Source organism: Nocardia kruczakiae NBRC 101016 (assembly GCF_001612965.1).
GTDB lineage: Bacteria > Actinomycetota > Actinomycetes > Mycobacteriales > Mycobacteriaceae > Nocardia > Nocardia kruczakiae.
Map to the genome: position 1 here is coordinate 95,255 of NZ_BDBL01000029.1, position 12,481 is coordinate 107,735.

Annotated in this window: 12 protein-coding genes; 2 read left to right on the plus strand and 10 right to left on the minus strand. The window is 68.8% G+C overall.

Going from position 1 to position 12,481, the window contains the following annotated elements; all coding sequences use genetic code 11:
* Nucleotides 1-15: 15 nt before the first annotated feature.
* From NK1_RS21350 to NK1_RS21365, 4 genes are all read right to left on the minus strand, one after another.
* Complete coding sequence (locus NK1_RS21350) at nucleotides 16-813, minus strand: biotin--[acetyl-CoA-carboxylase] ligase (RefSeq protein WP_245660719.1); 798 nt, start codon at nucleotides 811-813, stop codon at nucleotides 16-18.
* A 126-nt stretch (nucleotides 814-939) separates the two neighbouring features.
* On the minus strand, nucleotides 940-1,170 hold the full coding sequence (locus NK1_RS21355) for a hypothetical protein (protein ID WP_063011193.1): 231 nt from the start codon (nucleotides 1,168-1,170) through the stop codon (nucleotides 940-942).
* A 131-nt stretch (nucleotides 1,171-1,301) separates the two neighbouring features.
* Nucleotides 1,302-1,640 (minus strand): hypothetical protein, encoded by a 339-nt coding sequence (locus tag NK1_RS21360; protein WP_062994070.1) that lies wholly within the window; start codon nucleotides 1,638-1,640, stop codon nucleotides 1,302-1,304.
* The gene (locus NK1_RS21365) at nucleotides 1,640-2,092 is read right to left on the minus strand and encodes a DUF1707 SHOCT-like domain-containing protein (protein WP_063011195.1); all 453 of its coding nucleotides are present in this window, start codon (nucleotides 2,090-2,092) and stop codon (nucleotides 1,640-1,642) included. Before NK1_RS21365 ends, NK1_RS21360 begins: the two co-directional genes overlap by 1 nt.
* A gap of 435 nt (nucleotides 2,093-2,527) precedes the next feature.
* Here NK1_RS21365 and NK1_RS21370 point away from each other — a divergent pair, with 435 nt between their 5' ends.
* The gene (locus NK1_RS21370; RefSeq protein WP_157104378.1) at nucleotides 2,528-4,186 is read left to right on the plus strand and encodes a serine/threonine protein kinase; all 1,659 of its coding nucleotides are present in this window, start codon (nucleotides 2,528-2,530) and stop codon (nucleotides 4,184-4,186) included.
* Between the two features lie 146 nt (nucleotides 4,187-4,332).
* On the opposite strand, the gene NK1_RS21375 is transcribed toward NK1_RS21370, so the two are convergent.
* Both NK1_RS21375 and NK1_RS21380 read right to left on the minus strand, forming a co-directional pair.
* Nucleotides 4,333-6,135, minus strand: coding sequence for an acetyl-CoA carboxylase biotin carboxylase subunit (locus NK1_RS21375; RefSeq protein WP_063011199.1), 1,803 nt, complete (start codon nucleotides 6,133-6,135; stop codon nucleotides 4,333-4,335).
* A gap of 121 nt (nucleotides 6,136-6,256) precedes the next feature.
* Entirely contained in the window at nucleotides 6,257-7,186 is a 930-nt protein-coding gene (locus tag NK1_RS21380; protein ID WP_063011201.1) for a sulfurtransferase, read from the minus strand.
* A gap of 158 nt (nucleotides 7,187-7,344) precedes the next feature.
* Between NK1_RS21380 and NK1_RS21385 the strand changes: the two genes are divergently transcribed.
* On the plus strand, nucleotides 7,345-8,130 hold the full coding sequence (locus NK1_RS21385; RefSeq protein ID WP_063011203.1) for a helix-turn-helix transcriptional regulator: 786 nt from the start codon (nucleotides 7,345-7,347) through the stop codon (nucleotides 8,128-8,130).
* Here the strand turns inward: NK1_RS21385 and NK1_RS21390 are convergent.
* The 4 genes from NK1_RS21390 to lat form a co-directional block, all read right to left on the minus strand.
* Nucleotides 8,038-8,763 (minus strand): nucleoside triphosphate pyrophosphatase, encoded by a 726-nt coding sequence (locus NK1_RS21390; protein WP_063011205.1) that lies wholly within the window; start codon nucleotides 8,761-8,763, stop codon nucleotides 8,038-8,040. The genes NK1_RS21385 and NK1_RS21390 overlap by 93 nt on opposite strands.
* Nucleotide 8,764: 1 nt before the next feature.
* Nucleotides 8,765-9,097 carry an acyl-CoA carboxylase subunit epsilon gene (locus tag NK1_RS21395; RefSeq protein WP_063011207.1) on the minus strand — a complete coding sequence of 111 codons (333 nt, stop codon included), beginning with the start codon at nucleotides 9,095-9,097 and terminating at the stop codon, nucleotides 8,765-8,767.
* A 205-nt stretch (nucleotides 9,098-9,302) separates the two neighbouring features.
* Nucleotides 9,303-10,943, minus strand: coding sequence for an acyl-CoA carboxylase subunit beta (locus NK1_RS21400; protein ID WP_063011209.1), 1,641 nt, complete (start codon nucleotides 10,941-10,943; stop codon nucleotides 9,303-9,305).
* 111 nt (nucleotides 10,944-11,054) lie between these two features.
* The gene (lat, locus tag NK1_RS21405) at nucleotides 11,055-12,419 is read right to left on the minus strand and encodes an L-lysine 6-transaminase (protein WP_063011272.1); all 1,365 of its coding nucleotides are present in this window, start codon (nucleotides 12,417-12,419) and stop codon (nucleotides 11,055-11,057) included.
* Between the last annotated feature and the right edge of the window lie 62 nt (nucleotides 12,420-12,481).

Consider the following 12,481-nt stretch of genomic DNA (forward strand, 5'->3'; position numbering starts at 1 on the left):
CCCTGATTCGTCGCGCTATGCCGGGCGAAGATGAGTGACGTCGCCCGCCGATACCGAACGGCCGCCGATGATCAGGCGGCCGTAGCCGTCGATATCGGTGGCCACGCCGGTGAGGACCTCGCCGCCCGGCAATTCCGCCCGCACATCCGCGCCGAGGGTGGCGCAGCGGGCACGATACGCGTCGGCCAGCGGGCCGACATTCCAGTTCTCCGTCCGCCATTCGGTGAAGTGGCGGGCGAAGGCGCGCAGCAGGGCGAGGACCAACGCGGTGCGGTCGGCGTTCTCGGCACCGGCCAGGGTCAGTGAAATGGCATGCGGCACAGGCAGTTCGTCCTCGGTGAGGCTCACATTGAGCCCGACGCCGACGACGACCGCCGGGGCGCCCGCACCGGAGGCCACCTCGGCCAGGATGCCGGCCACCTTGCGACCGCCGATCAGAACATCGTTGGGCCACTTGAGGTTCGCGTCCAGGCCGGTGGATTCACGGACCGCGTCCACGACGGCGACACCGGTCAGCAGCGGCAGCCAGCCGAGGACGGCCGGTTCGATACCGCCGAGCCGCACCAGAATCGACATCGCGATCTGCGCGCGCGGCGGACTCACCCACGAACGTTCGTGACGGCCGCGGCCGCTGTCCTGATATTCGGCGACCAGCACCCGTCGATCGGAGGACGGATCGCCGGCCTCACCGATCAGATCCGCATTGGTCGAACCGGTCGACTCCACCACATCGATACGGGAGAAGAACGACAGGTCGGGCTGTTCGGCGACGGCATGTCGCAGGATATCGGCGTCCAAGGGTGGCCTCTGCACGCCTCGCAGGCTACTCCTGCGGGCTACGGCCGCCGATATGCCGCTCCGCAACGAACCTCCGCATCCGGCGAGTGCGACCGGGACGCGGGCGCCGGTATATCGGCGGCACCCGCGTCGCGGTTCCTCTCATCGGGCCAGGTCGTACTCCGGTAGATGGATCGAGCGCACCATCGCGCTCGCACCGCCGAATGCCATCACGGCGTCGGAGGCCGGTTCGCCGACCTCTTCCGGCGCCGGCTCCCCCGGCCGCTCGGCCCATTCCTCCGGATCCACGACGGTCGGCGCCGGTTCTCCGGCCGACCGGGTCCACGCTGTCGCGGTAGCCCGTTCCGCGACCGATCTACTCCACTCCCACATCGCGCACCTCCCCAGTGCTTGATTTCGGAGTCCTCACGGTACGGGTACGAGCACCCGGCAATCCACCGAATTAATCGCCCGCCCCGGGCGCCGGCCGCGAAAAGCGCTGCGGTACAGCATGTTCGGCGAAATCACAAAGGTTGCAGGCCCAGCGCCCCGGCGACGAAGCGGCTCACCGCGGTCAGGCCGGACTGCAGCGCGGAATCGTAGCCAGCACGCGACCAGCCCGAAATCTCCGCGGTGCCATCGGCTTGCGGCGTCACCACGATCTCGGCGACCAGTTCCGCGGTGGTGGGTTCGCACACCGCCCACGAATATCCGGTCTGCTCGGCCCATTCGCGGGCACGGCGTTCGACATAGCCGGGATCGGTGATACCGCCGTCGGCCAGCGCCGGGCGGTCGTCGATACGGTCGTCGGCACGCAGCGCGCGCAGATACCAACTGCCGGCGTTGATCTCGATCGGTTCCATCAGAACCTCCGGCGACGGTCGCGCCGACGGCGGCGGTCGAGCACTCGGTGATCGTCGCCGCCGAGGAGCCGGCGATCGTGGCCGCGCTGCTGCAGGCCGCCGGTGATGATGCCGGCCGCGGGGATGAGCAGGAACCAGAGCCAGGTGTGGGTGGTGAAGAACAGCACCAGCGCGAGGATCACCACCAGGCCCATCATCGGACCGGCGAATTCGCGGCGCCCACCCGGCTGGGCGGCGGCCGGTTCCGGCGGTTCCGGCGGCTCCGGTACGGCGGCCGGGAGGTCGCCGAACACCGGCGCCAGATCACCCCGCGTCACCGCCGCGGCGATCAGGCCGCTGCGTTCGTCGAACTCGGCGACCGACAACCGACCGGCGGCGAAGTGCTCCGACAGGCGCTGCATCGCCTGCTCGCGCTCCGCGGTACCGATGCGGACGTCGGGAGAATCAGCCATGGCACGAGATTACCGCGCTGCGCGCCGGTGAGCGGGCCCGATCCACCCGCGGTACCGCCGACCGCCTATCCGCACTATCGTCGGGGTCATGTTCCGCCAGCGCGGCATCGGCACCGCTGCCGCCCCGCTCGTCGCAGCGCCGAGCGCTCCCTCTCCGCTACCGGACGCCGAGACGCCTGCCCCGATCGGCGACGCAGAACTCCGGGCGTGGGCGGCGAGCTGCCGTGCACCCGGTCCGGGCTCGGAGGCGAGGCCGAGCCGGGTACCGACGCGCACGACGCCGTGCGCGGTCGCGACAGCGGATCGAACAGTGCGCACCCTCCTCGGACGTCGACCCGCATCGTGCGAGGAGGCGGCGTCGAGGCTGTCGAAAACCGAGGCACGGCAAGGATTTCCGTCAGTCGCCTCGCCCCGGGCGGCGATCGGGCGGATGCGATGACCGCGCGGGAATTCGGGCGGTACCGGCTCGATCGACTGCTCGGCCGGGGGTCGGCCGGGGAGGTGTGGCTGGCCTACGACCCGGCGGATGCGCGGACCGTCGCGCTGAAGATCTTGTCCGGGAGTGCGGCCGAGGACGCGGATTACCGGCGGCGGTTCGAGCGGGAGGCCCGGATCGGAGCGCATCTGGACAATCCGCATATCGCGCCGATCCATCGGTTCGGCGAATACGCCGGACGGCTGTATCTGGACATGGCCTACATCCCGGGCGTGGACCTGGCGCGGCTGGTGCGATCGAGTGCGATGGAGCCGGCGGAGGCGGTCGAGCTGATCTCGCAGATCGCCGAGGCACTCGATGCCGCACACGCGGCCGGGCTGGTGCATCGAGATGTGAAGCCCGCCAACATCATCGTGCACACCAGCGGATTCGCCTACCTCATCGATTTCGGCATCGCCCGCGCGGCCGGGCAGACCACCATCACCGCAACCGGTTTCACGGTCGGCACGCTCGCCTACATGGCGCCGGAACGCTTCACCGGGCACGGCGACTCCCGCTCGGACGTGTACTCGCTGGCGTGCGTGCTGTACGAATGCCTCACCGCGCGAAGGCCGTTCGGCGATACCGACGCCGTGCAGCAGTTGCACGCCCACCTGCACGAAGCCCCGCCGCGCCCCTCCGCCGCCGACGCGCACATCCCCGCCGCCCTCGACGCGGTGGTCGCACGAGGTATGGCCAAGCGTGCCGACGACCGGTACCGCACGGCGGGTGAGTTGGCGGCCGCGGCCCGGGCCGCCGTCGGAATGACCGTTGCCGATCGCACACCGCCGTTGCTGCAATCCGAACAGGGATCCACGACGCGGCTGGGATCGGCATCCGCGACCAGGTACATCAGCCCTGCACCAGCGGCGACCGGACCGGCCGGCCCCACCTTCGCGGCGCGGCAGGACGCCGCGCCGGCCCCGAGGAGTTACTCCGGCCCCGCGCCCGCCGCGTACGAGCACCCCGGGCCCGCACCCGTCACGAGAAGAGTCGGCTCCGAACCCGCGGGCATCGCAGCCGACCGGCCGCCTGCCCCGGTCCGGGCTACTCGTGTCCTGCCGGACGCGGGCGCACCCGTCGGTTCGCCGGCGGCCCCGGCAGATCACGCGGTGTCCGCCCGGCCGAATCCGCCGTCCGTTGGCAACCCTCGGCCCACTCTGGTGGGTAGCACGTCACTTCCGGTGAAATCCGTTCCGGCACAGCATGTTCCGGCCGCGCCGCCACGACGCCCGACTCTCGCCGTCGCCGCCGCCCTGATCGGCGCCGCCATCGTCGTCCTCGCGGTCGTCGCCGGGTGCACGGCCCTGCTCAGCAGTGGCTCCCGCACTCCGTCCGACCAGCCGTCGACCACCCGGACCGAGGTGAACACTCCCGCGCCGACCACCGCGGCGCCGGCCACCCCGGAACCCGAATACACCACGACGGTGATCCCACCGCGCTGGACGCTCCCCTTCCCGACGAACATTCTGCCGCCGCCGCTCCAATTTCCCCATCCCGCAGCGCATTTCGAGGAACACCACCCCGCACCGGCAAAGAAGGGCAGTCCCGGTACACCGCGTACCGACCGGGGCTCGTGCGCCGAGGACGCCACCGCCTGCGAGGGCGCGAGCCGATAACCCGTCCCGCGATCGGCCGCCGACGAGCCGTCGCCGTCTGCCCGCCGGGATACACGCCGACCGGCACAGGGCTGCCACACATCACGGCCGAAACGCCGAAGGCCCCGCTCCGATTCGGAGCGGGGCCTTCGGCGAAACCGTTGGTACTACTTGATTTCGGCGAGCACGGTGCCCTGGGTGATGGCGGCGCCGGCTTCGACGGCCAGACCGGTGACCACACCGGACTTGTGCGCGTTGACCGGGTTCTCCATCTTCATGGCCTCGAGCACGGCGATCAGGTCGCCCGCCTCGACCGACTGGCCCTCTTCGACGGCCACCTTCACGACGGTGCCCTGCATCGGCGCGGTCACGGCGTCGCCGGAGGCGGCCGAGGCGCCCGCGCCGCCACGCTTGCGCGGCTTGGGCTTCTTGCGGATCACGCCCGCGCCGTTGTTACCGGCGGCGGCCACACCCGCGCCCACGCTGAACTGGCCCGGCAGCGACACCTCGAGGCGACGTCCGCCGACCTCGACGACCACCGTCTGCCGCGCACCCTCGTCCTCGTCCTCGATGGGCTGGGCACCGGTGTAGGGCTCGATGGTGTTTTCCCACTCGTTCTCGATCCACTTGGTGTAGACGTCGAACTTGGTGCCGTCACCGACGAAAGCCGGATTGGTCACGATGTGGCGGTCGAACGGCAGCACCGTCGCCAGGCCCTCGATCTCGTATTCGGCCAGCGCACGCGCCGCCCGCTCGAGCGCCTGGGTGCGGTTCTCGCCGGTGACGATCAGCTTGGCCAGCATGGAGTCGAACTGGCCGCCGATCACGCTGCCGGCGACCACGCCGGAATCGACGCGCACGCCGGGGCCGGACGGCTCCTTGTAGACGGTGACCGGGCCGGGTGCGGGCAGGAACCCACGGCCGGCGTCCTCACCGTTGATGCGGAATTCGATCGAGTGGCCGCGCGGGGTCGGGTCCTCGGTGATGGTCAGCTCCTCGCCGTTGGCGATGCGGAACTGCCAGCGCACCAAATCCAGGCCCGAGGTCTCCTCGGTGACCGGGTGCTCGACCTGCAGGCGGGTGTTGACCTCGAGGAAGGAGACGGTCTCGCCCTGCACCAGGTATTCCACCGTGCCGGCGCCGTAGTAACCGGCCTCCTTGCAGATCCGCTTGGCGGACTCGTGGATCTTGGCCCGGACCTCGTCGGACAGGAACGGCGCGGGCGCCTCCTCGACCAGCTTCTGGAATCGGCGCTGCAGCGAGCAGTCACGCGTGCCGGCGACGATCACGTTGCCGTGCGTGTCGGCCAGCACCTGGGCCTCGACGTGGCGGGCCTTGTCCAGGTACTGCTCGACGAAGCATTCGCCGCGGCCGAAGGCGGCGGTCGCCTCACGGGTCGCGGAGTCGAACAGCTCCGGAATCTCCTCGATGGTGTGGGCGACCTTCATGCCGCGACCACCACCACCGAAGGCGGCCTTGATGGCCACCGGGACGCCGTACTGCTTCGCGAACTCGACGACCTCGTTCGCGTCCTTCACCGGATCCTTGGTGCCCGCGGCCATCGGCGCCTTGGCGCGCTCGGCGATGTGGCGGGCGGTGACCTTGTCACCCAGATCGCGAATCGACTGCGGCGACGGGCCGATCCAGATCAGCCCGGCGTCCAGGACGGCCTGGGCGAAGTCCGCGTTCTCGGACAGGAAGCCGTAACCGGGGTGGATCGCGTCGGCGCCGGATTTGCGCGCCGCGTCGAGAATCTTGTCGAAGACCAGGTACGACTCGGCCGAGGTCTGCCCCCCGAGCGCGAATGCCTCATCGGCCAATTTGACGAACGGCGCGTCCGCGTCCGGTTCCGCGTACACGGCGACACTGGCGATACCGGCATCCTTGGCGGCCCGGATCACACGCACCGCGATCTCGCCCCGATTGGCGATCAGGACCTTCGTGATCTGCGCGCTGGCATGGCTGGGCACTGAGCCTCCTGTGCTGTGGACAACTTACGTCTCGGGTGAGTGTAGGCAGTGTGCCAACAGACGCCGAACACGGCTAGGGCTACCGAACAGTAGCCCGGACCCCCGTGACGTGAACAACACCTTAGACCGACTGTGCCGCCGCCGACACGGCGGCCGGAGCCGAACCGGGTTCACTTCCCTTGACGATCGGCGTGCGCACGGCGTTGCTCCACTCGGTCCAGGAGCCGTCGTAGTTGCGCACATTCGCCACTCCCAGCAGCGAGGTCAGCACGAACCAGGTGTGTGCCGAATGTTCGCCGATGCGGCAATAGACGATGGTGTCCTCGGTGCCGAGCAGCGGCGCGTAGATCTGTTCGAGCTCCGCACGGCGGCGGAATCGGCCGTCGCCGCCCACCGCCGCGGTCCACGGGATGTTGATCGCGGTCGGAATGTGCCCGGCGCGCAAGGACTGTTCCTCCGGACGGTCCAGGATGCGGTCGTCGTCGCCGGTGTACTCACCCACCGCGCGCACGTCGACCAGTCCGATGCCCGATCCGCCGCGGTTCAGGTAGCCGCGCACGTCCTCGAGGAAGGCACGGCCGACCCGGTCGTCGCGCTCGACGAGCGGATACTCCCCCAGCCCGACGTCGGGCACCTCGAAGGTGGTGTCGCGGGCCTCGGAGATCCACGCCTCCCGGCCGCCGTCGAGCAGCCGCACATCGGGATGGCCGAACAGGCCGAGGACCCAAGCGGTGGCGGCGGCGGTGCCGTTGGCCTTGTCTCCGTAGACGACGACCGTATCGTCGCGGGCGATGCCCTTGGCGCGCATGAGTTCGGCGAAACGGGCGCCGTCGATCACGTCACGGGTGAGCGGATCGGTAAGCTCGGCCCGCCAATCGATCTTGACCGCCCCTGGCACATGGCCGATGTCATAGAGCAGGATGTCCTCGTTGGACTCGACGATCGCGAGGCCGCGCGTACCGATGTTTGCCGACAGCCACTCGGTGGTTACCAATCGTTGTGGATATGCATGAGAGCCGAAGGATGGATGAGAGTCCGGAGCGACGGGCACGGTGGAAGATCCTTCACACGTGGTAGGCGATGGTCGGCTGGGCAGTACCGATCGTAGGTGCGAACAATGCGCGCCGGCGGTTTCACATCACGAATCGGATGAAGCGCGATTAAGTCGCAGCGTCGTCCGATAAAGTCACATGGGAGGAGGGGTGAGCTATGTCCGATTCTTGGCCACGACGGCGCCTGCTTGCGATCCTACGCGGCGCCAGCGAGCCTCTCGATGCCCAGGAACTGGCGCGCATCACCGGACAGCACGTCACCACCGTCCGTTTTCATCTCGACGTTCTCACCCGGGAATCGCTGGTCCGCCAATTCCAGCAGCCACCCCGGGGCCGCGGCCGCCCGCGCATCGGATACACCGCGGTACAGCGATCGGTCGGTTATCAGGATCTGGCGCAGGTGCTCGCCGATCAGCTCGGCAGTGATCCCCGCCGGCGTTCCGAACTGGCCGTCACGGCCGGACGGGCGTGGGGCGCCAAGGTCGAACAGCTCGAGCAGCCCATCGCCTCGCTCGACGACGCGCGCGACATCGCGGTGACGGTGAGCTCCGAGCTGGGTTTCGCCCCCGAGCGCGATCCCGCCTCCGAAACCGGCGACCAGCTCAATATCCGCCTGACCGCGTGTCCGCTGCGCGAATTGGCACGCACCCATTCCGAGGTGGTCTGCGGTGTGCATCAGGGCCTGATGCGCGAGGTACTGGATCGCAACGGCGGGCGCGATGCGGTGAACGTCCGGCTGCACCCGTTCGTGGGTCCGGAACTGTGCGTGATCCACCTGGAAGCACTGGCGAGCACGCTGCCGGATCCGGCCCACATCCCCGATCAGTCGGGGGCGCGGCTGCCGACGCCGTCAGCCAATCGCGTCGGCCCGCAGCTGCGCACCGATCCACAACTGCGCAATACCGACGCCCACGTCGCCCAGGAGGCGACGCAGCAGCGGTAGGCCGATCCCGATGACGCTGGACGGATCACCGTCGATGCGATCGACGAACCAGCCGCCCATTCCGTCGAGGGTGAACGCACCGGCCACCCGCAGGGGCTCGCCGGTGGCGATGTAGGCATCCAACTCGACCGGCCCGGGTTCGGCGAAATGCACGGTGGTGGTGCTGCAGTCCTGGGCGTCGGCGACGATCGCCCCGTCCCGCAGGCGCAGCACGCAGTGGCCGGTCAGCAGATCGGCGCTGCGCCCTGCCATCTCGGCCCAGCGGGCGCGCGCGACGTCGGGAGTATGGGGCTTGCCCTGCAGGACGCCGCCGACCAGCAGCATCGAGTCGCAGCCGACGACCACGCAGTCGTCCACCAGGCGCGGAGCCCGCGCGGTGACGATGCCGTAGGAATCCGGAGCGGCCGGACCGTGTCCGGACGCCGCGGCGTCGGCGATCAGTGCGGCGGCCACGGTGTGGGCCTTGGCCGTGGCGAGGGCCGTGACCACGCCGGCGGGCGGAGTGTCCGGCGGCAGGGCCGCGGCGACCGCGTCCTCGTCGACCTCGGATATTCGCACCACCGGATCCAGCCCGGCCGCGCGCAACACTTGCAGCCGCGCGGGCGAGGCGGAACCGAGAACGAATCCCGTCACGTCAGCCGCGGATGTGCGACAGGTAAGGGAAGGCGTACGGGGAGAACGGCGAGGTACCGCGGTGCATCATGGTGGGCCGGCCCCAGTTGTCCACCGGGCCCTGGTCCTGCGGTGCGCCGGCATTCGCGCTCGCGGCGGCGAACACGGTGACCAGTGCGGCGAGGTCCTCGTCGGTGGGCGAACCCTTCAGGACGCGGATGACCGGCCCGTGACCGGCCTCGACCTCGACGGCAGCGGTGACGGATGCGAGCTTCGTCTCGTCCTCACCGAATTCGTCGACCGCCAAATCCACTTCGGCAGCGCGCAATATCTCTTCGTCAGCCACAGCCGTCACAGCGCCAACTCCTCCTGTTCTGTGCCGGCCCCGAGGGGCCGGCGTTCACGGTGCGGGACGAACCCACGCCGCGAAGGGTATTCGTGCGGCCCTCAGCGAATGAGGGCCTCTTCCTACCATCTTCGCCCGGATGCGGCGATCGTGCGCGGTGCGAACGCCGCACTCATCCGGAAAGTGTGCCTCCGCTACCGCACATATCGTCGGATCAGAGCGGAATGTTGCCGTGCTTCTTCGGCGGAAGAGTAACCATCTTTCGCTCGAGCAAGCGCAGCGCCGAGACGATCTGGCCGCGGGTGTGCGAGGGCGGGATCACCGCGTCGACGTAGCCGCGCTCGGCCGCCACGTACGGGTTGACCAACGTGTCCTCGTACTCGTTCTGCAGCTCGAGGCGCAGTGCGTCGACATCGGCGCCCTCCGCGGCGGCTTGCTGCAGCTTCTTGCGGTAGACGAAGCCGACCGCGCCCGAGGCGCCCATGACGGCGATCTGGGCGGTGGGCCACGCCAGGTTCACGTCGGCGCCCATGTGCTTGGAACCCATCACGTCGTACGCGCCGCCGTAGGCCTTGCGAGTGATGACCGTGATTTTGCCCACAGTGGCCTCACCGTAGGCGTAGAGCAGCTTCGCACCGCGGCGGATGATGCCGTTGTACTCCTGGCCCGTGCCCGGCAGGAAGCCCGGAACGTCGACCAGCGTGATGATCGGAATGTTGAACGCGTCGCAGGTGCGCACGAACCGCGCGGCCTTCTCCGAGGCGTCGATGTCGAGGCAGCCGGCGAACTGGGTGGGCTGATTGGCCACGAAACCCACACTGCGGCCGTCGATGCGGGCGAAGCCGACGATGACGTTCATCGCGCGCTCGGCCTGCACCTCGAAGAACTCGTCGTCGTCGACCAGGCGCCGGATGACCTCGTGCATGTCGTAGGGCTGGTTCGGCGAATCCGGGATCAGGGTGTCGAGCTCGAGGTCCTCCTCGGTCAGCGAATCCTCGATCGCGCCGGCGATCGGGTCGGTGGCCGGGAAGCGCGGGGCCTCGGCGCGGTTGTTGCTCGGCAGGTAGCTCAGCAGGTCCTTGACCCAGTCCAGCGCGTCCTGCTCGCCGGAGGCGACGTAGTGCGCGGTACCGGACTTCACCATGTGGGTGTGGGCACCGCCCAACTCCTCCATGGTGACCTCTTCACCGGTGACGGTCTTGATGACGTCCGGGCCGGTGATGAACATCTGGCTGGACTGGTCGACCATCACGACGAAGTCGGTCAGCGCCGGGGAGTACACGTGACCACCGGCCGCGGCGCCCATGATCAGCGAGATCTGCGGGATCACGCCGGAAGCCTGGATGTTGCGGTGGAAGATCTCGCCGTAGAGGCCGAGCGAGACCACGCCCTCCTGGATGCGAGCGCCGGCGCCGTCGTTGATGCCGATCAGCGGGCGGCCCGTCTTGAGCGCGAGATCCATGACCTTGACGATCTTCTCGCCGTAGACCTCACCGAGGCTGCCGCCGAAGACCGTCGAGTCCTGGCTGAAGATGCAGACGTCGCGGCCGTCGATGGTGCCGTAGCCGGTCACCACGCCGTCGCCGAGCGGACGGTTGTTCTCCAGGCCGAAGTTCACGCTGCGATGCCGGGCCAGCGCGTCCATCTCCACGAACGAACCCTCGTCCAGCAGGGCCAGGATGCGCTCACGCGCGGTCAGCTTGCCCTTGGCGTGGACCTTCTCGACCGCGCCCTCACCCATCGGGTGCTGGGCCTCTTCCAGCCGATTGCGCAGATCAGCCAGCTTCCCTGCGGTGGTGTGGATATCGGGGGCGCCCGCCGAACCCGGCGAAGGCTGACTCTGGACACTCGTCATGCCCCGGAGTGTAACCAGTGGCGCAGCCCGGCGGAATTCCAGTGGGGGCTACCGACCAGTACCCTTATTGACTACCTGCCAGCAGAAAACCGCTGGTGAAGTGCCACAACGTCACCGATCGGCCATGCCCGTGAGGACACGATCCAGGGCATCCACCGCCCGCTCCAGCTCGTCGGCGGTGACCGTCAGCGGCGGCCGGAACCGGATGCCGCGCTCGCCGGTTCCGAGGAACAGTACCCGTTCGCGCTGCCGCAGTTCCGCGAGGACGGCATCGCGCAATTCGGCGGATTCCAGCGTCACCGCGCACATCAGGCCGCGACCGCGCGGATCGGTCAGCCGCTCGTGCCGGTCGGCGAGCGCGCACAGCCGGTCGAGCAACAGGGCGCCCAGTTCTTGCGCACGGGCGGCCAGGTCTTCGGCCTCGACCACCTCGAGGATGCGCCGCGCCCGGACCATATCGGCGAGGTTGCCGCCCCAGGTGGAATTGATCCGCGAACTCACCGCGAACACGTTGTCGGGCACCTCGTCGACGCGCCCGCCGGCCATGATCCCGCAGACCTGCGTCTTCTTACCGAACGCGACCACATCGGGTCGCAGTCCGAACTGCTGGTAGGCCCAAGTCGAGCCGGTCATCGCCACGCCGGTCTGCACTTCGTCGACGAGGAACAGCGCGTCGTGCTCGTGGCACAGCTCCTGCATGTGCCGGAGAAATTCCGGTCGCATATGCCGATCGCCGCCCTCGCCCTGTATCGGCTCGGCGATGAAACACGCGATGTCGTGCGGATTTTCGGCGAACGCGGCCCGGGCCTGCGCCAGCGCACGCTGCTCGGCAGCCTCGATGTCGACACCGGGACACAGGTAGGGGGTCTCGATGCGCGGCCAGTCGAAGGCCGGGAACCGTTCGGTCTTGATCGGGTCGGTGTTGGTCAGCGACAGGGTGTAGCCGGAGCGGCCGTGGAAGGCGCCCGTCAGATGCAGCACCTTGGTGCCGAGGCCGGCCGGGCGGCCGTGCATCGCGTTGTGGCGGCTCTTCCAGTCGAAGGCGACCTTGAGCGCGTTCTCGACCGCCATCGCGCCACCGTCGATGAAGAACAGATGGGGCAGTGCCGGATCACCGAGGACGCGCGCGAAGGTGTCGACGAAGCGCGCCATCGCGACCGTATAGACATCGGAGTTACTGGGCTTGTTCAGTGCGGCCGTGGTGAGTTCGGCGCGAAAGCGGGCATTCGCCGCCAGCGCGGGATGGTTCATCCCCAGCGCCGAAGACGCGAAGAAGCCGAACATATCCAGATAGATGGTGCCGTCGCGGGCGTCGACCAGGTCGCGTCCCCGCGATCTGCGCAGGTCCAGCACCAGATCGAAACCGTCGGCGAGCAGATGGGCGGACAGGATGTCGTGTACGCGCGAGGCGGTGACCGACGCCGAGTTCGTGACCTCCGCGTCGGCCGTTCCGGGGCGCTCCAGTTCGAGGGTCACACCCACAGGATACGAAAATATTTACGGTTTCACTACGAACAATCGGATAAATTACGATCAGG